Here is a 15,909-nt window from a genome sequence, read left to right as displayed (position 1 = left end):
CTCAATTACCGAAATACCTCTCACGAAGGTGGTTTTCTCATGTCTCAGGTACGTCGGCAGCTCGCCCGCCCGCGCCCCAGCTGGGGTTGGCAGGATGATGCCGCGTGCCGGGGTGAGGACCTCGTGCTCTTCTTCGGCCCCGACGGAGAGCGCCAGCCCGAGCGTGACGTACGTGAGCGGAAGGCCAAGGCGATCTGCTCGCAGTGCCCCGTCCGCAACGAGTGCCTGGACTACGCGCTCTCGCGCCCGGAGAAGTACGGCACGTGGGGCGGCCTCAACGAGGACGAGCGCGCCTCCGAGCGTCGCCGTCGCATGCGCCGCGCCGCCAGCGCCGGCATCTCCGCCGCCTGACCCGCCCGGCAGTCACGAGCACCGTGTGATCCCGCAGTTGTCCCGATGAACCGGGGCCCGGCCCGCCAGGTCCAGGCCCCGGCGAACCCGGTCGGGACAACTGCATGATCAGGCGCGAATCTCAACCCGAGCACGCGAAAGAGCCCGGCGCCTTCCCTCGGCGCCGGGCTCTCGTCGTTCGTCGATCCCCGTTCGAGCGGATCAGACGATCAGGTCGTCGAACTCCCCGTCCTTGGCCCCCAGGACGAACGCGGTGATCTCGGCGCGCGTGTAGACGAGCGCGGGATCGTCGGGAAAGCGCGAGTTGCGCATTGCGATCTCCCCCGTGGGCAGGGTGGCCACCTCGACGCAGTTGCCGTTGGGGTTGCTCCGCCTGCTCTTCCGCCACACGACGGGGAGGTGGCCGGCGGGCGTTCCGTTGCGGAACCCATGCATGGAAGAAGCTCCTCGCTTGCAAATGCACGTGCATCCGTGCTTTGCGAGCAGAGATTACGGCAGCGCGAGACCGGCCATACCCCTGATGGCCAAATTTCCCCCTATGGGGTGGGTCACAGGCGCGCGGTCACAGCGACGAGCGCAGTCCCTCCAGGAACTTCCTGCTCCGGGCCGGGGACTCCGCCTGGATGCTCAGCCGGTCCATCACCCGCATGTAGTGCTCGGCCTCGGCGGGCTTGTCGAGGTAGAGGGCGCTGGTGAGCTGCTCCATGTAGACGACGTCGGGCAGGTCCCGCTCGGGGAAGCGCAGGATGCTGAACGGCCCGCCGGCCGCCGCGTGACCGCCCCGCTCGAACGGCATCACCTGCACGGTCACGTTGCGCAGGCCGGTCATCTCCAGCAGGTGGTCGATCTGCTCGCGCATGACCTCGGGGCCGCCGAGCGCGCGCCGCACGACCGCCTCGTCGATCACCGCCCACAGCGTGACCGCGTCCTCGCCCGTCAGTCTCCGCTGCCGCGTGGTGCGCAGGCTCACCCGCCGCTCGATCTCGTCCTCCGGCGCGACGTCGTGGACGAGCCTGATGACCGCGCGGGCGTAGCCGGGGGCCTGCAGCAGGCCGGGCACGAACTGGTTCTCGTACGTCCTGATGACCGAGGCCGCGCCTTCGAGACCGATGTACACCTCGAACCAGGCGGGCAGCAGGTCGCCGTACTTGTGCCACCAGCCCTGGGCGTTGGCCTGCCGGGCGAGGCTCAGCAGCGGGGCGCGCTCGGCCTCCTCGGTGACCCCGTACAGGGTGAGCAGGTCGGCCACGTCGCGTGCCTTGAAGCTGACCTGCCCCAGCTCCAGCCGGCTGATCTTGGCGTGCGAGGCGCGAATCGCGTATCCGGCGGCCTCCCGCGAGATACCCTTCTCCGTGCGGAGCCTGCGCAGCTGGCTGCCCAGCAGGATCCGCAGGACCGTCGGGCTTCCCGGCGTGAAGCCGAGGACGCTCCCTTCCGCGCTTGGTGCGCTCACGCCACCGCTCCTAGATCATCTGCACGTGCAAATGCGATTTGCATCCGTAAACGGCGAAAAGTCTTGCATCGGAAAGCGCATGCCGTAAAGATGGCTGTGGATCATTTAACAGACCGCGCTTCGGGGGCCACGATGACGACTTTCGACGCTCGGCCGCAAGCCCCCGTCGTAGGTGCCCGGCCGCCGGAATGGCTGTCCTCCGTCCTGCTGGGCGGACGGCCCACTCCCCGCGACGCGATCTTCCCCTTCCACGGGCTGATGGAGCCCGCGTGCGTGTCCTCCGCCCGGCGCTTCGTCGACCACACGCTGGCCGCCTGGGGGTCGGACGGCGTGGCCTTCGAGGCGCAGCTCGTGGTGTCCGAGCTGGTGACCAACGCCATGCGGCACGGCGGCGGCATCGACGAGCTCCGCCTGCTCGGCTACGGCACCGAGGTGGCGTGCGTGGTCACCGACCGCTGCCTGGCCGCGCCGGTGGCCGCCTCCCCCGACCTGTTCGCCGAGTTCGGGCGCGGGCTGCGGCTGGTCGAGGCGATCTCCACCACGTGGGGCTGGGTCGTCTCCAGCGCCCGCCGCAAGCTCGTCTGGGCCGTCCTCGCCGCCTGACTCGCCGGGCTAGGGGTTCGGCTCTCCCCTCCCCCTCGCCAGCAGCTCCAGGACGTCGGCGTCGCTGAGCTGGTCGAAGTGGACGTACCACTGGCCGACCGCGCGGAAGTCGGCGGGCGTCTCGAGCACCACCACGTCGTCGGCCTCCCCGCGCAGCGCCCGCACCGTCTCGCGGGCCCCGACCGGCACCGCCAGCGTCACCCTGGCCGGCCCCGCCCGGTTCACGGCCCGCAGCGCCGCCCGCGCCGTGCCGCCGGTCGCCAGGCCGTCGTCCACCACGACCACCTCGCGGCCCGCCAGCACGGGCAGCGGCCGCTCGCCCCGGTAGCCCCGTCCCCGGCGGGCCAGCTCCCGCCGCTCCTGCTCGACCACGGCCGCCACGGACGACGGCCGCAGCCCGAGCCGCGTGAGCAGCGGCAGGTCCAGCACCGGCTCGCCGCCCTCGGCTATCGCGCCGACGCCCAGCTCCGGCATCGGCGGGTAGCCGATCTTGCGGGTGACGAGCACGTCGAGCACGCCGCCCAGCCGCCGGGCGACGGGCAGCGCCACGGCGACGCCTCCCCGGGGCAGGGCCAGGACCACGGGGTCGCGGAGGTGGAGCAGCCGCCCGGCCAGCAGCTCACCGGCCTCGGCCCGGTCGGCGAACACATCCATGCCCTGGTCCTACCCGCCCCACCTCGCTCCCCCGCCCGACCGCCATGACGGGTCGTCACGCGACGCCGAGGACGAGGCAGGCGACGGCCAGCCCCAGATATCCGGCGGGGGCCGCGATCGTGCCGTACGCGCGGATGCGGACGTGCGCGACGACGGCGCCCGTGAAGAACAGGACGAGCCCGGCCGCCGCGGCGACGCCGACGAGCGGGACGCCCAGGAGCCCGAGCGACAGCCCGGCCGCTCCTGCGGCCTTGAGCGCCCCGAGCATCGGGATCCAGGAGCGCGGGACGCCCAGCGCGGACGAGTTGGCGAGGACGAACCCCGCCCGCGCCAAGTCGGCGATCGCCGCCCAGGCGTTGACCGCGATCGTGAGGACGGTGACGACGACGTACACAAGGGACATGGAGCTCGGCTTCCTACGGGAACGGACGTCGGGCGGCCGCCGCCGCTCGCTGGCTCGCCCAGCCTCGCCGCGCCCTCTCCCGGCCGTCCAATACCGGCGTCTATAACCTGGCGGCATGGACGTCGACACCCGGTTGTTGCGGTACTTCGCCGCCGTGGCGGAGGAAGGCAGCCTCACCCGCGCCGCGGAGCGGCTGTACGTGTCCCAGCCGGCGCTGACCCGGCAGATCAGGCAGCTGGAGACCCAGCTCGGAGTGCGGCTGTTCGCGCGCTCCCGGTCCGGCATGGAGCTGACCGAGCCGGGCCGGACCCTGGCCGGGCGGGTGCCCGCTCTGCTGTCCGGGTGGGACGACGCGCTGCGGGAGACCAGGGCCACGTCCGCCCGGGCCGCCCGCCTGCTGCGGATCGGCTTCCTGGCCAGCGCCGCGAACGAGATCACCCAGAGCATCGTCGCGGACTTCGCCCGCCGCCGGCCCGGCTGGAAGGCCGACATGCGGCAGGCGGCGTGGTCGGACCCGACGGCCGGGCTCGCCGGGGGCGACGTCGAGGCCGCCCTGCTGCGGCTGCCGTTCCCCGGCCAGGACACTCTGCGCGTGGAGGTGCTGTTCTCCGAGCCCCGCTGGGTCGCGCTGCCCTCGGACCATCCGCTGGCCGCGCGTGAGCGGATCGCCTTCCGGGACCTGTGGGAGGAGCCGTTCGTGGCGGCCCCGTCCGAGACGGGCGGGTGGCGGGACTACTGGCTGGCCGCCGACGAACGCGAGGGCCGCCCCGTCCGCGTCGGCGCGGTCACCGACCAGCCCGACGAGTGGCTCAGCGCCATCGCCAACGGCTACGGCGTCGCCCTGGCCCCCGAGTCTGCCGCCCGGTTCTACACCCGCCCGGGTGTCACGTACCGGCCGGTCACCGGTGTCGCGCCGAGCGGGGTGGGCGTCGCGTGGACTCCCGCCGGCGACGCCGATCCCGTCGTCCGGGACTTCGTCCGCGCCTGCCTGGACAACAGGCCGCCCAGGCAGGACGGCGAGGTCACCGCCTGATCGCGGCCGTCAGGGACGGGCGCGCCCGGAGCGGCGCATCTCCTTGTGGATGATCTTCCACCGGTTCTGCTGCTCCTTGCGGAGCCGGGCGTCGGTGCGGCCCGCCATCCAGGCCGCCTCCCGCTGGAGCTTGCGCCAGCTGGTCAGCCGCCGCTCCGGCAGGTCGCCGCTCTCGACGGCGGCCGTCACCGCGCAGCCCGGCTCCGCCTCGTGCCCGCAGTCGCCGAACCGGCACCGCTGTGCCAGCTCGTCGATGTCCGAGAACACCAGGTCGACGCCCTCGTTCATGTCGTACAGGCCGACCCGCCGGATGCCGGGCGTGTCGATGACGAGGCCGCCGCCGGGCAGCGGGATCAGCTCCCGGTGGACCGTCGTGTGGCGGCCCCGCCCGTCGCCGGCGCGGACGAGTTGCGTCTCCATGACGCCGTCGCCGGCGAGCGCGTTGACCAGCGTGGACTTGCCGGCGCCGGACGGGCCGAGCACGACGGCGGTACGCGAGCCCTCCAGGTACGCGCGCACCAGGTCGACGCCCTCCCCGCGCAGCGAGGAGACGGCGTGCACGTCGACACCCGGCGCGGCGGCGTGCACGTCGGCGAGCAGGTCGTCGAGGCCCTGGTCGAACAGGTCGGCCTTGGTGACGAGCACCACGGGCGTGCCGCCCGACTCCCAGGCCAGCGCGACGAGCCGCTCGATGCGGCCGAGGTCGGCGAAGTCGGTGGAGTGCATGGACGGCTCGGCGACGAACACGATGTCCACGTTGGCGGCCAGCACCTGGCCCTGGCCGTCGCCGGACAGGCCGCCCCGCGAGTCGCGGCTGACGCCGCCGCGCACGAACGCCGTGCTGCGCGGCAGCACGGCGTCCAGCTCGTAGCGGCCCTCGGGCAGGGCGCGGAGCGCGGCCCAGTCGCCGACGCACGGCAACGCGACGGGGTCCTCTGCCGAGGCCCGGCGCACCCGCGCGGAGTAGCGGGCGTGGTGCTGGCCGTCCTCGGTGATCACCTCGGCGGCGCCGCGGTCCACGCGGGAGACCCGCCCGGGGACGGCGCCGGAAGGAAGCTCGGCGGCGCGGGACGCGGTCCAGCCGAGCAGGGAAAGGTCGAACGACAACGCAGTGATTCCTCTGCTGAGAAGGGAGACCGGGTGGCTCAGGCAGGCACCCGGAGGTGAACGGCACGCAGGCGGAACAGGACAATCCGCATGGTCTCCACCTCCTGTCTCGCACTCTTCTCACGCCACGGCCGCGCTCTCGCGCTCCGTGGGATCACTCCATGGTCACCGCGGCGCGCGGCGACGGCGACGCCCCGGTGCCGGGCCGTCGCGCAGACTCTACGCATCCCGCCACGAAGGACGCAATCCCATTTTTCTCGGCGTGTCGTTGAACCCCGCCCGGAGCCCTGGCCGTACTTCCTGCCGACGACTCGAGAAAGGGGAATGATGCGGACCAGCACGTATCCCCCACCCTCGGCCGAGGGGGCCGGCCTCATGGGCAAGCCGCGGTTGAGCCAATGGATCAGGCGCGTCCGGCCCGATGACGACCTGGTCGTTTCGGCTCTCTATCGGGAGTACCACGGGCCGCTCCTGGCGTTCGTGGTACGGCTGACGGCGGGCGACCGGCAGTGGGCAGAGGACGTCGTACAGGAGACCATGATCCGCGCCTGGCGGAGCGCGGAGCGGCTGGATCCGGCGTCGGTCTCGTTGATGCCCTGGCTCGCGACCGTGGCCCGACGTATCGTCATCGATGACCGGCGGCGCAGGGACGCCCGCCCCCAGGAGTCGGGCGACGGGCCGCTGGAGAGCGTGCCCGTGCCCGACGAGATGGAGGGACTGCTGCACCAGGTGCTCGTGTCAGACGCGCTGAGGGCGCTGTCGCCGGCGCACCGCGAGATCCTCAATGAGACGATCCTGCGGGACCGGTCGGTGAACGACGCCGCCGAGGCCCTCGGGATCCCCGTGGGCACGGTGAAGTCCCGGGTGTACTACGCCGTACGCGCCCTGCGCGTCGCACTGGAGGAGAGGGGGGTGACGGCGTGACGTCGCAGGTGGAGCACACCGATGTGGGCGCCTACGCCCTCGGCCTGCTGGACGACGACGACAAGGCCGCCTTCGAGGAGCACCTGGCCACCTGCCCGCCGTGCGCGGCAGAGCTCGCCGACCTGTCGGGGGTGGCGGGCGCGCTCGTCGGCATCGGCCCGCTGGACGACCTCGGCCCGCCGCCGTCGCGCGGCGAGGCCGAGGTCGTCGATCTGATGCGGCGCAAGCGGACGGCCGACCGCCGTGCGCGCAGGGGCACGATCGTGATCGGCCTGGCCGCCGCGGTGACGCTGGTCGCCGGCGGCCTGACCGTCGGCACCCAGCTCGGCGACCCGGGCGCCGCGCCGCCACCCGCGGCGGCCGGGCACCACGACCATCTGGGTCCGGCGGAGCAGTTCTACGCCGACGGCACCCCCGTGGCCGGCACCGGCGCCCGCGGCGTCACCGGCGGCCTGGTGATCGAGTCGAAGGCGTGGGGCACCCACGCGGCGCTCAAGCTGTCGGGCGTGAAGGGCCCGCTGGAGTGCGAGCTGGTGTCGGTGTCGAAGTCCGGGGAGCGGCGGGTCATGACGGGATGGGCGGTTCCAGCCGCCGGTTACGGGGTCCCGGGGCAGCCGGATCCGCTGTACACGCACGGCGGCAGTCCGTACCCCCTGGAACAGATCGACCATTTCGAGGTGGTCACCACGAAGGGCGAGAAACTGCTCACCGTGAACGTCTGACCTCGCGCCGGATGCCCTCTCACCTGCGGTGGGAGGGCATTTCCATGCCCTCGTTCCCCTGGTGGCAACCGGTACTTTTACGCATTCACGGGTTGAACCTCCGCCGGTGCGGGTCCCGTACTGCCTGCCGTACCGAACCGAACGCCCGAATGCAGAGGTTTGCCATGCCCAGTTCCCAGGACGCCCGCACCGGCGCCGCACTCGCCCTCGGCCTGCTCGCCGCCGCCCTCGCCCCCACCGCCGTCCCGGCCGCCGCCGACGCCCGGCCCGCCCAGCGGGCGATCGTGCCCGCCGCCCCGTCCCGCGCCGACGCCGGTGACGTCTTCCTCGCCGCCGGTCTGCGCGGCGCCAACGAGGTGGGCGTCCGGCGCGACGCCGACGGCCGCGCGACCGTCGTGCTGCGCGTCAGCGGCGACCGGGTCGCCTTCGCGATCCGCTGGAACGGGATCGGCGCCCCCACCGCGGCCCACGTCCACCTCGGCGCGCGGGGCGCGAACGGCGACGTGCGGCTGGAGTTCCTCACCAAGCCGCTGCCCGGCGGCGTGCTCGGCGTCAGCGGCTCCGTCGAGGCCGATCCCGAGCTGGTCCGGGCGCTCGTCGAGGACCCGGGCGGCTTCTACGCCAACGTCCACGACGCCCGCCACCCGAAGGGCGCGGTGCGCGGCCAGTTCCACCGGGTGGGCCCCGTCGATCTCGACGGGGTGCTCCAGGGCAGCAACCGCGCGACCCTGAGCTCGCGCGCGGACGGCGGGCAGGAGGTTCAGGCGAAGGACGGCAAGAAGCGGGGCGACAAGGACGGACGCGCCGTGTGGTGGCTGCGCCCGCACGGCTCGGCCATCGGCTACACCGCGATCTGGTCGGGGCTCGCCCCGGTGACGAACGGCCACGTCCACAAGGGCGTGCCCGGCGAGAACGGCGCCGTCGTGGCCGACCTGTTCGCCGCGCCGAAGGGGCTGCCGGCCGGCATCACCGGCGTGGCGGGCGAGGCCAGGGTGCCGGCCGCCGTGGTCAAGCGCATCGCCGCCCACCCGGGCCGGTACTACGGCAACCTGCACACCACCGAGTTCGGCGGCGGGGCGGTGCGCGGCCGGCTGTCCGGCAAGCCGTTCGGCCACCCGCGCGCGCTGACGGCCGACGTGCTGCGCGGCTCCCAGATCTACGCCTGCGCCAAGCAGCCGGGCGGCGGGTACGCCTTCGCCCAGGAGGGCGTGGACGCCCGGTTGCGGCGCGGCATCGCGCACTCCTTCGTCACCCCGGCCGCCGGCCCGCCGCAGTGGGTCGCTCCGGACGGCAGCGCGGTGCGCGGCAAGGTCGTCACCAAGGCCCCCAACGGCGAGCGGGCCATCCCGGAGCTGGTGCTGGCCGCCACCCCGGCGGGCGCGAAGGGCGGCCTGCTGTCGGGGGTCACCCAGGTGCTGCGGCTCAACACCGAGGGCGGCGTCGCACCGGCGGGCCCGTGCAAGCCGGGACGGAAGGCGCGCGTCCCGTACCGGGCCGACTACCTCTTCCTGGGCTGATCCCCGCGGGGAGAGACGGCGGCCCCGTCCCGGACCACAGGGTCCGCGACGGGGCCGCCGGCGTCGGTGCGGACTAGGACAGGCCCGGGGCCGGGAACTGAGCGGTCAGCTCGCTGACCTCCTGGTGGACGCGCGCGATGACGTCCTCGGCGTCGCCCTTGGCCAGGGCCGTGACGACCTCGTCGATCCAGGCGCCGATCTGCCGCATCTCCGCCTCGCCCATGCCGCGCGAGGTGACCGACGGGGTGCCGATGCGGATGCCGGACGGGTCGAACGGCTTGCGGGTGTCGAACGGGACCGTGTTGTAGTTGGTCTCCAGACCGGCCCGGTCGAGCGCCTGCGCGGCGGGCTTGCCGCCGATGCCCTTGGGCGTGAGGTCGAGCAGGATCAGGTGGTTGTCGGTGCCGCCGGAGACCAGGTCGAAGCCGCGGCTGCCGAGCTCCTCGGCGAGCGCCTTGGCGTTGGCGACGACCTGGTGGGCGTACGCCTTGAAGTCGTCGGTCGAGGCCTCGTGCAGGGCGACGGCGATGGCGGCGGTGGTGTGGTTGTGCGGTCCGCCCTGCAGGCCCGGGAAGACGGCCTTGTTGAGGGCCGTGGCGTGCTCGTCGCTCGACGCCATGAGCATGGCGCCGCGCGGGCCGCGCAGCGTCTTGTGGGTGGTCGTGGAGATCACGTCGGCGTGGCCGACCGGCGACGGGTGCGCGCCGCCCGCGACGAGGCCGGCGATGTGCGCGATGTCGGCGGCCAGCACGGCGCCCACCTCGCGGGCGATGGAGGCGAAGCCCTCGAAGTCGATCGTGCGCGGGATGGCGGTGCCGCCGCAGAAGATGAGCTTCGGCCGGTGCTCCAGGGCCAGCTCGCGCACCTCGTCGAGGTCGACGCGACCGGTGTCCTTGCGCACGCCGTAGCGGACCGGGGTGAACCACTTGCCGGTGGCCGAGACCGACCAGCCGTGCGTGAGGTGGCCGCCGAACGGCAGGCCCATGCCCATGACGGTGTCGCCGGGCTGGGCGAAGGCGAGGTAGACGGCCAGGTTGGCCGGGGACCCGGAGTAGGGCTGCACGTTGGCGTGGTTGACGCCGAACAGCGACTTGGCCCGCTCGATCGCCAGGGTCTCGATCTGGTCGATGACCTGCTGGCCCTCGTAGTAGCGCTTGCCGGGGTAGCCCTCGGAGTACTTGTTGGTCAGGACGGTGCCCGTCGCCTCCAGGACGGCCTTGGAGACGTAGTTCTCGGAGGCGATCAGCTTGACGGTGTCGGCCTGGCGGCGCTCCTCGGCCTGGATCAGCTCGGCGATCCGCGGGTCGACGCTAGCGAGAGAACTCATGACTCTCCTGTCATCATTGACATCCGGCGAAGACCCAGGCGCACGGCCTCCGCTCCCTTCCGCTCCCCGGTGGTAAGTCCACCTCATGCGCCAGTCGCGACGTCTACAGACGATAGCGGACGTGGTGGTGTCGGCTCACTCGCGCGTGGTGACGGCGCCCCCTGCGACGACCGCCTCCTCCGGCCGGACCGCGCGCCCGGGGACCGGCCACAGCTTGTCCACCTCCGCGTTCAGAATGGCGCCGATGAGGACGGCCAGCGCCGTGATGTACAGCCACAGCAGCAGCGCGATGGGCGCGGCGAGCGAGCCGTACACGGAGACGGGCGAGAACCACGCGGCGAGCACGGCGCGCAGCACGGCGGCGCACACGATCCACAGGAACAGCGCCAGCACGGCCCCGGGCAGCTCCCGGTACCACTTCGTCCGCACCGGCACGCTCACGTGGTAGAGCACGGTCAGGAACAGCACCGACCCGATGACCACGACCGGCCAGTACAGCAGGTCGATGAGGACGGCGTACTGCCCCGGCAGCGCGTCCCTGAGGATGGTCGGCCCGATGACCAGGATCGGCATGACGACGATGGCGATGGCCAGGCCGACGACGTAGAGGCCGAACGACATCAGGCGCGTCCGGACTATCCCCCGCGTCTCTCCCAGCCCGTACGAGACCGAGATGAGATCGACGTACACATACAGGGCACGCGATCCGGACCACAGGGACAGCAGGAAGCCCAGGGAGATGATGGACACCTTGCTGGCGTCGTCGCGCAGCACGTCGTTCATGAGCGGGTTGACGACGGTGTCGATCGTGTCCTTGGTGAACAGGATGCCGGACTGCTCGATCACCCACCGGCGCACCTGCTCGACCTTGTCCTGGCCGAGCCACGTGCCGAGCTTGCCGATCACGCCGATGACGCCGAGCACGAACGGGGGCAGCGACAGCAGGGCGAAGAACGCCGCCTCGCCCGCCAGTCCGGTCACCCGGTAGGCGACCCCGGCCTCGACGGCGTCGCGCACGATCGCCCACGCCTTCGTGCCGCGCACCCGGCCCAGCCCGGCGCGGACGTCGGAGGCGATGCGCTTCCTCGCCCGCGTGGGCAGATCGGTGGACGTCATGACACCAACGTATTCGCAGCGGCTCTTCCCGACAGCTTATGTCCCTGTGCCCCTGCCCTGGTCGGTGTCCACGATGCGCGCTCCGAGCGGCAGGAGGGAGACGGGCACCAGCTTGAGGTTCGCGATGGCCAGCGGGATGCCGATGACGGACAGGAACAGCGGGATGGAGGTCAGGACGTGCCCGATCGCGAGCCAGACGCCGGCGACCACGCACCAGATGATGTTGCCGATCAGGGAGAACACCCCGGCCTGGGGGTCGCGCACCACCGTCCGGCCGAACGGCCACAGGGCGTACGCGGCGATCCTGAAGGCGGCGATGCCGAACGGGATCGTGATGATGAGGACGCAGCAGACGATCCCCGCCACGGCGTACCCGAGGGCCAGCCAGATGCCGGCGAAGACCAGCCAGATGACGTTCAGAATCGTGCGCATGCCTTCAGCTTGTCACCGCGCGTGCGTCGCGCGACATCCGGCATCCCCCTGAGCCTGACCCTGAGCGCCGGGCCCTGACCTGGGGGGACGCCCCTTGCCGGGCGGCCCGGCGAACGCCTGCGCGATCTTCGCCCAGGCGCGGGCGGCGGGGCCGGTGACGACGAGGGCGGTGTCGGCCAGGTGGACGCGCTGGGTGACGAGCAGGCAGAAGTCCAGCATGGGGCCGCGCACCGTGTCGGCCGCGTCCTCCGGCCCGGCCGTCCACGGCTCGCCGCCGCCGGGCGGGGTCAGCTCCACCCGTACGGGCTCGGCCGGGAGGGGCAGCCCGCGCACGGCGAACCCGTAGGGGCGCGCCCGGACGCCGAGCGTCGCCACGTGCCGCAGCCGGAGCGTGGGCTCGCGGGTGACGCCGAGCGCGGCGGCGACGTCCTCGCCGTGCGCCCAGGTCTCCATGAGCCGGGCCGTGACGAAGGAGGCGGCCGACATGTCCGGCCCGTACCAGGGGATCCGGTCGCGCGCGCCGAGCCCGGCGAAGGCGTCCAGGCTGCGGGCGCGGGCCGCGCGGAACCAGGCGTGCAGCTCGCCGGCCGGCATGCCGCGCGACCGGAACGCCAGCTCGTCCACCGAGCCGGGCCCCAGGGCGGAGACCTCCGGCGAGGCGCGGAACGCGGCCGGATCGGTCACCGCCGTGCGGGCCGCGTCGTCGAACCACGCCAGGTGGGCGACCTGGTCGCGCACCGTCCAGCCCTCGGCGGGGGTCGCCAGCTCCCACTGCCCGAGACTCAGCGGCGTCAGCAGGGCCTCCAGGGATGCCGTCTCCGCGCGCAGGTCGGCGAGCAGCTCCCCCATCAGGTCCGGCGCCGGCTGTCCCGTGTCGCTCATGCCCGCCACCCTAACCGAACAAGGTTCTACGAGGAATAATGCGAAGGGTGATCTGCGAGAGCTGCAAGGAGCGGCGGCACGAGGAGTGCCGGGGAGGCTCGTGGTGCGACTGCCAGCACCAGGGCTCGGAGCACGAGAAGGAGTCGCCGCTGGACTGGCCGCGCCAGGGATGATCACGTCCAGACTCTGGACCGTTGTTGGACATCTCGGGCAGCCCGAGTATCTTCATGTACATGCCAGCGGACCCCATGCTCGTCGGCCGACGCCACGTCGACCTTCAGCGTGTCCGCAGCGCCATCTGTCGTGACGCCCGCTGATCATCCCCTGATTTCTGACTGAGGGCGTCGCACTCCTCTTCGCAACCCCCGCACTCGACGACGAGGCGGGAGGAAGCACGAGCGCGCCCATGACGCGAAGGACGCGCAATGAGCACTCCTGCCAGCCGGCACCACAAGCGCCCGCGCGGCGAGGGTCAGTGGGCTCTCGGTTACCGTGAGCCGCTCAACAAGAACGAGGAGAACAAGAGGAACGACGACGGGCTCAACGTCCGCCAGCGGATCATCGACATCTACTCCAAGGGCGGCTTCGACTCGATCGACCCCGCCGACCTGCGCGGCCGCATGCGGTGGTACGGCCTCTACACCCAGCGCAAGCCCGGCATCGACGGCGGCAAGACCGCGATCCTGGAGCCCGAGGAGCTGGACGACCGCTACTTCATGCTGCGCGTCCGGATCGACGGCGGCCAGCTCGACCTGCGCCAGCTGCGCGCGATCGCCGACATCTCCAACCTGTACGGCCGGGGCACCGCCGACCTGACCGACCGGCAGAACGTCCAGCTCCACTGGATCGACATCGAGTCGGTGCCCGACATCTGGGAGCGCCTGGAGGCCGTCGGCCTGTCCACCACCGAGGCGTGCGGCGACACCCCGCGCGTCATCCTCGGCTGCCCGCTGGCCGGCATCGACACCGAGGAGGTGCTCGACGCCACCGAGCAGATCAACGAGGTGTACGACCGCTTCATCGGCGACCCGGCGTTCTCCAACCTGCCGCGCAAGTTCAAGACCGCGATCAGCGGCTGCCCCGCCCACTGCACCGTCCACGAGATCAACGACGTGGCGTTCGTCGGCGTCGAGCTGCCCGGCGGCGAGAAGGGCTACGACGTGTGGGTGGGCGGCGGCCTGTCCACCAACCCGATGTTCGGCAAGCGGCTCGGCGTGTTCGTCCGGCCCGACCAGGTCGGCGACGTCTGGGCCGGCGTGATCGGCATCTTCCGCGACTACGGCTACCGGCGGCTGCGCCACCGCGCGCGGATCAAGTTCCTCGTCAACGACTGGGGCACGGAGAAGTTCCGCGAGGTGCTGGAGAAGGAGTACCTCGGCGCGCCCCTGCCCGACGGACCCGCACCCGCCCAGCCGCGCGGGTCGCGCCGCGACCACGTGGGCGTCTTCCCGCAGCAGGACGGCGGCTTCTACGTCGGGTTCGCGCCCAAGGTGGGCCGCCTCGACGGCGACAAGCTGCACGTCATCGCCGACATCGCCGAGCGGCACGGCTCCGGCCGGGTCCGCACCACGGTCGAGCAGAAGATGGTCATCCTCGACGTCGCGCCCGACCAGGTCGACTCGCTGGTGGCCGAGCTGGAGGCCAACGACCTCCAGGTCAACCCGTCCACGTTCCGGCGGCAGACGATGGCCTGCACCGGCATCGAGTACTGCAAGCTCGCCATCGTCGAGACCAAGGCCACCGCGTCCGACCTCATCGACGAGCTGGAGCGGCGGCTGCCGAACTTCGAGGAGCCGCTGACGATCAACGTCAACGGCTGCCCCAACTCCTGCGCCCGCATCCAGGTCGCCGACATCGGGCTCAAGGGCCAGCTCGTCGTCGACGAGAACGGCGACCAGGTCGAGGGCTTCCAGATCCACCTCGGCGGCTCGCTCGGCGTCAACGCCGGCTTCGGCCGGAAGGTGCGCGGCCTGAAGACCACGGCGGCCGGCCTGGCCGACTACGTGGAGCGGGTCGTCACCCACTACGACGCCCAGAAGAAGGAGGGCGAGTCCTTCGCCGACTGGGTGCAGCGCGCGGACGAGGCGGACCTGCGATGAGCGAGCGCGCCGTCCCGTTCCACTGCCCTTACTGCGGCGACGAGGATCTCGAACCGTACGAGGGCGAACTCAACGTCGGCGGGTCCGCGACCGGTGGGGGCTGGTACTGCCGCTCGTGCGCCCGCGCTTTCAAGCTGAAGTTCCTGGGGATCGGAGTGACGATATGACGCTGGTGGACATCGAGGTCGGACTCCGGAGACAACGCGGCACCCTCGACCTGCAGGACATCGTGGAGTCGGCCGCCGTCTTCCTGGAGGAGGCGTCCGCCCGCGAGATCATCCGCTGGGCGGCGGCGACGTTCGGCGACCGGCTGTGCCTGACCTCCTCGATGAGCGACGCGCTCGTCATCGACCTGGTGAGCCGGGTCAAGCCGGGCGTGGACGTGCTGTTCATCGACACCGGTTACCACTTCGCCGAGACCGTCGGCACGCGGGACGCGGTGCGGCAGGTCTACGACGTCAACGTGATCGACGTCAAGCCGTCGCGGACCGTCGAGGAGCAGGACCGCGACCTCGGCCCGCGCCTGTTCGGCCGCAACCCCGACCTGTGCTGCTACCTGCGCAAGGTCGAGCCGCTCAACCGCGCGCTGGAGCCCTACCTCGCCTGGATCTCCGGCATCCGCCGCGACGAGTCGCCCAGCCGGGCCGGCACCAAGGTCGTCGAGTGGGACGCCAAGCGGCAGATGGTCAAGGTCAACCCGATCGCGCGGTGGACCCAGGAGGAGGTCGACAACTACATCGCCGACAACGGGGTGCTGATCAACCCGTTGCACTACGACAACTACCCCTCGATCGGCTGCGCCCCCTGCACCAGGCAGGTCGCGGACGGCGAGGACCCGCGCAGCGGCCGCTGGGCGGGGCTGGGGAAGGTCGAATGCGGCATTCACCTGTAGTCCCCGGCGTGTGGTCCGCCCCGCTGGCAGGCGGGGCGGACCAGGACCCGCCTCTGGTGGCGGTCGCGCACGGCTCCCGCGACCCGCGGGCCGCGGCCGTCGTGGAGGCGCTCCTGGACGAGGTCCGGCGGGCCCGCCCGGGTCTGCCGGTCCGCACGGCCTACCTGGACCACGCCGCGCCGAGCCTCGGTCAGGCGCTGGCCGGGCTGGGCGAGGCCGTGGTGCTGCCGCTGCTGCTGACGGAGGCGTACCACTCGCGGGTGGACCTGCCGGCGGCGCCGTGCCAGACGTTCATCGCCGCCGCGGTCAGCGCCAGCAGCCACGTCCACACCCGCAGGCGCGCGGTCGGCCGCTCGGCCTCCAGCGCCTTGTGCGTCAGCCAGGCCAGGTACCA

General features: G+C 72.3%; 21 protein-coding genes and 1 riboswitch. Of the genes, 12 read left to right on the top strand and 9 right to left on the bottom strand.

The window, feature by feature from the left end; all coding sequences use genetic code 11:
• The first annotated feature begins 39 nt into the window (after positions 1 to 39).
• On the top strand, positions 40 to 351 hold the full coding sequence (locus tag MTP10_RS39845) for a WhiB family transcriptional regulator (protein ID WP_310716887.1): 312 nt from the start codon (positions 40 to 42) through the stop codon (positions 349 to 351).
• Positions 352 to 552: 201 nt separating this feature from the next.
• Here MTP10_RS39845 and MTP10_RS39840 read toward each other — a convergent pair whose 3' ends face one another.
• Both MTP10_RS39840 and MTP10_RS39835 read right to left on the bottom strand, forming a co-directional pair.
• Positions 553 to 786: a DUF397 domain-containing protein gene (locus MTP10_RS39840; RefSeq protein WP_310716885.1), complete on the bottom strand. Its 234-nt coding sequence runs from the start codon at positions 784 to 786 to the stop codon at positions 553 to 555.
• Between the two features lie 127 nt (positions 787 to 913).
• Positions 914 to 1,804 (bottom strand): helix-turn-helix transcriptional regulator, encoded by an 891-nt coding sequence (locus MTP10_RS39835; protein WP_310716883.1) that lies wholly within the window; start codon positions 1,802 to 1,804, stop codon positions 914 to 916.
• Between the two features lie 132 nt (positions 1,805 to 1,936).
• Here MTP10_RS39835 and MTP10_RS39830 point away from each other — a divergent pair, with 132 nt between their 5' ends.
• A complete protein-coding gene (locus MTP10_RS39830; RefSeq protein WP_310716882.1) occupies positions 1,937 to 2,407 on the top strand; it encodes an ATP-binding protein in 471 nt (156 codons plus the stop codon).
• 9 nt (positions 2,408 to 2,416) lie between these two features.
• Here MTP10_RS39830 and MTP10_RS39825 read toward each other — a convergent pair whose 3' ends face one another.
• A complete protein-coding gene (locus tag MTP10_RS39825; RefSeq protein ID WP_310716880.1) occupies positions 2,417 to 3,061 on the bottom strand; it encodes a phosphoribosyltransferase family protein in 645 nt (214 codons plus the stop codon).
• Between the two features lie 55 nt (positions 3,062 to 3,116).
• The gene (locus tag MTP10_RS39820; protein ID WP_310716878.1) at positions 3,117 to 3,464 is read right to left on the bottom strand and encodes a DoxX family protein; all 348 of its coding nucleotides are present in this window, start codon (positions 3,462 to 3,464) and stop codon (positions 3,117 to 3,119) included.
• Between the two features lie 115 nt (positions 3,465 to 3,579).
• Between MTP10_RS39820 and MTP10_RS39815 the strand changes: the two genes are divergently transcribed.
• Positions 3,580 to 4,497, top strand: coding sequence for a LysR family transcriptional regulator (locus MTP10_RS39815; protein WP_310716876.1), 918 nt, complete (start codon positions 3,580 to 3,582; stop codon positions 4,495 to 4,497).
• Positions 4,498 to 4,506: 9 nt separating this feature from the next.
• On the opposite strand, the gene rsgA is transcribed toward MTP10_RS39815, so the two are convergent.
• Entirely contained in the window at positions 4,507 to 5,604 is a 1,098-nt protein-coding gene (gene rsgA / locus MTP10_RS39810) for a ribosome small subunit-dependent GTPase A (protein WP_310716874.1), read from the bottom strand.
• A 327-nt stretch (positions 5,605 to 5,931) separates the two neighbouring features.
• On the opposite strand from rsgA, the gene MTP10_RS39805 reads away from it, so the two are divergent.
• The 3 genes from MTP10_RS39805 to MTP10_RS39795 all read left to right on the top strand — a co-directional run bounded on the left by MTP10_RS39805 (position 5,932) and on the right by MTP10_RS39795 (position 8,767).
• Positions 5,932 to 6,528, top strand: a complete 597-nt coding sequence (locus MTP10_RS39805) for a sigma-70 family RNA polymerase sigma factor (RefSeq protein WP_397201242.1) — start codon at positions 5,932 to 5,934, stop codon at positions 6,526 to 6,528.
• Positions 6,525 to 7,250, top strand: coding sequence for a zf-HC2 domain-containing protein (locus MTP10_RS39800; protein WP_310716872.1), 726 nt, complete (start codon positions 6,525 to 6,527; stop codon positions 7,248 to 7,250). The genes MTP10_RS39805 and MTP10_RS39800 overlap by 4 nt, the downstream gene beginning before the upstream one ends.
• 164 nt (positions 7,251 to 7,414) lie before the next feature.
• Positions 7,415 to 8,767 carry a CHRD domain-containing protein gene (locus tag MTP10_RS39795; protein ID WP_310716870.1) on the top strand — a complete coding sequence of 451 codons (1,353 nt, stop codon included), beginning with the start codon at positions 7,415 to 7,417 and terminating at the stop codon, positions 8,765 to 8,767.
• A gap of 73 nt (positions 8,768 to 8,840) precedes the next feature.
• Here MTP10_RS39795 and glyA read toward each other — a convergent pair whose 3' ends face one another.
• The 4 genes from glyA to MTP10_RS39775 all read right to left on the bottom strand — a co-directional run bounded on the left by glyA (position 8,841) and on the right by MTP10_RS39775 (position 12,524).
• Positions 8,841 to 10,094 carry a serine hydroxymethyltransferase gene (gene glyA / locus MTP10_RS39790; protein ID WP_310716868.1) on the bottom strand — a complete coding sequence of 418 codons (1,254 nt, stop codon included), beginning with the start codon at positions 10,092 to 10,094 and terminating at the stop codon, positions 8,841 to 8,843.
• Positions 10,095 to 10,119: 25 nt separating this feature from the next.
• Positions 10,120 to 10,202: riboswitch (ZMP/ZTP riboswitch) on the bottom strand.
• Positions 10,203 to 10,229: 27 nt separating this feature from the next.
• On the bottom strand, positions 10,230 to 11,210 hold the full coding sequence (locus MTP10_RS39785; protein WP_310716866.1) for a YihY/virulence factor BrkB family protein: 981 nt from the start codon (positions 11,208 to 11,210) through the stop codon (positions 10,230 to 10,232).
• A gap of 36 nt (positions 11,211 to 11,246) precedes the next feature.
• Positions 11,247 to 11,642: a YccF domain-containing protein gene (locus tag MTP10_RS39780; RefSeq protein WP_310716864.1), complete on the bottom strand. Its 396-nt coding sequence runs from the start codon at positions 11,640 to 11,642 to the stop codon at positions 11,247 to 11,249.
• Between the two features lie 12 nt (positions 11,643 to 11,654).
• Entirely contained in the window at positions 11,655 to 12,524 is an 870-nt protein-coding gene (locus MTP10_RS39775; protein WP_310716861.1) for a TIGR03084 family metal-binding protein, read from the bottom strand.
• 47 nt (positions 12,525 to 12,571) lie between these two features.
• Here MTP10_RS39775 and MTP10_RS39770 point away from each other — a divergent pair, with 47 nt between their 5' ends.
• From MTP10_RS39770 to MTP10_RS39750, 6 genes are all read left to right on the top strand, one after another.
• Positions 12,572 to 12,697: a hypothetical protein gene (locus MTP10_RS39770; protein ID WP_310716859.1), complete on the top strand. Its 126-nt coding sequence runs from the start codon at positions 12,572 to 12,574 to the stop codon at positions 12,695 to 12,697.
• A gap of 54 nt (positions 12,698 to 12,751) precedes the next feature.
• The gene (locus tag MTP10_RS42185; protein ID WP_355443229.1) at positions 12,752 to 12,841 is read left to right on the top strand and encodes a putative leader peptide; all 90 of its coding nucleotides are present in this window, start codon (positions 12,752 to 12,754) and stop codon (positions 12,839 to 12,841) included.
• 108 nt (positions 12,842 to 12,949) lie between these two features.
• On the top strand, positions 12,950 to 14,623 hold the full coding sequence (locus MTP10_RS39765; protein ID WP_310716857.1) for a nitrite/sulfite reductase: 1,674 nt from the start codon (positions 12,950 to 12,952) through the stop codon (positions 14,621 to 14,623).
• Positions 14,620 to 14,790, top strand: a complete 171-nt coding sequence (locus tag MTP10_RS39760) for an Insertion element protein (RefSeq protein ID WP_310716855.1) — start codon at positions 14,620 to 14,622, stop codon at positions 14,788 to 14,790. Before MTP10_RS39765 ends, MTP10_RS39760 begins: the two co-directional genes overlap by 4 nt.
• Positions 14,787 to 15,515: a phosphoadenylyl-sulfate reductase gene (locus MTP10_RS39755; protein WP_310716853.1), complete on the top strand. Its 729-nt coding sequence runs from the start codon at positions 14,787 to 14,789 to the stop codon at positions 15,513 to 15,515. Before MTP10_RS39760 ends, MTP10_RS39755 begins: the two co-directional genes overlap by 4 nt.
• 8 nt (positions 15,516 to 15,523) lie before the next feature.
• Positions 15,524 to 15,909: CbiX/SirB N-terminal domain-containing protein (locus MTP10_RS39750; RefSeq protein ID WP_310716851.1), on the top strand; the 386-nt coding region annotated here is incomplete at its 3' end.

It is taken from the genome of Nonomuraea sp. 3-1Str (assembly GCF_031570565.1).
Lineage (GTDB): Bacteria > Actinomycetota > Actinomycetes > Streptosporangiales > Streptosporangiaceae > Nonomuraea.
This window is presented reverse-complemented; position numbering and strand designations above follow the sequence as displayed.

Excerpts from the sequence above, each read along its gene's own strand:
- MTP10_RS39845 (WP_310716887.1), top strand. The coding sequence starts at position 40 with ATGTCTCAGGTACGTCGGCAGCTCGCCCGCCCGCGCCCCAGCTGGGGT.
- MTP10_RS39840 (WP_310716885.1), bottom strand. The coding sequence starts at position 786 with ATGCATGGGTTCCGCAACGGAACGCCCGCCGGCCACCTCCCCGTCGTG.
- MTP10_RS39830 (WP_310716882.1), top strand. The coding sequence starts at position 1,937 with ATGACGACTTTCGACGCTCGGCCGCAAGCCCCCGTCGTAGGTGCCCGG.
- MTP10_RS39825 (WP_310716880.1), bottom strand. The coding sequence starts at position 3,061 with ATGGATGTGTTCGCCGACCGGGCCGAGGCCGGTGAGCTGCTGGCCGGG.
- MTP10_RS39820 (WP_310716878.1), bottom strand. The coding sequence starts at position 3,464 with ATGTCCCTTGTGTACGTCGTCGTCACCGTCCTCACGATCGCGGTCAAC.
- MTP10_RS39815 (WP_310716876.1), top strand. The coding sequence starts at position 3,580 with ATGGACGTCGACACCCGGTTGTTGCGGTACTTCGCCGCCGTGGCGGAG.
- MTP10_RS39805 (WP_397201242.1), top strand. The coding sequence starts at position 5,932 with ATGCGGACCAGCACGTATCCCCCACCCTCGGCCGAGGGGGCCGGCCTC.
- MTP10_RS39795 (WP_310716870.1), top strand. The coding sequence starts at position 7,415 with ATGCCCAGTTCCCAGGACGCCCGCACCGGCGCCGCACTCGCCCTCGGC.
- glyA (WP_310716868.1), bottom strand. The coding sequence starts at position 10,094 with ATGAGTTCTCTCGCTAGCGTCGACCCGCGGATCGCCGAGCTGATCCAG.
- MTP10_RS39785 (WP_310716866.1), bottom strand. The coding sequence starts at position 11,210 with ATGACGTCCACCGATCTGCCCACGCGGGCGAGGAAGCGCATCGCCTCC.
- MTP10_RS39780 (WP_310716864.1), bottom strand. The coding sequence starts at position 11,642 with ATGCGCACGATTCTGAACGTCATCTGGCTGGTCTTCGCCGGCATCTGG.
- MTP10_RS39775 (WP_310716861.1), bottom strand. The coding sequence starts at position 12,524 with ATGAGCGACACGGGACAGCCGGCGCCGGACCTGATGGGGGAGCTGCTC.
- MTP10_RS42185 (WP_355443229.1), top strand. The coding sequence starts at position 12,752 with ATGTACATGCCAGCGGACCCCATGCTCGTCGGCCGACGCCACGTCGAC.
- MTP10_RS39765 (WP_310716857.1), top strand. The coding sequence starts at position 12,950 with ATGAGCACTCCTGCCAGCCGGCACCACAAGCGCCCGCGCGGCGAGGGT.
- MTP10_RS39760 (WP_310716855.1), top strand. The coding sequence starts at position 14,620 with ATGAGCGAGCGCGCCGTCCCGTTCCACTGCCCTTACTGCGGCGACGAG.
- MTP10_RS39755 (WP_310716853.1), top strand. The coding sequence starts at position 14,787 with ATGACGCTGGTGGACATCGAGGTCGGACTCCGGAGACAACGCGGCACC.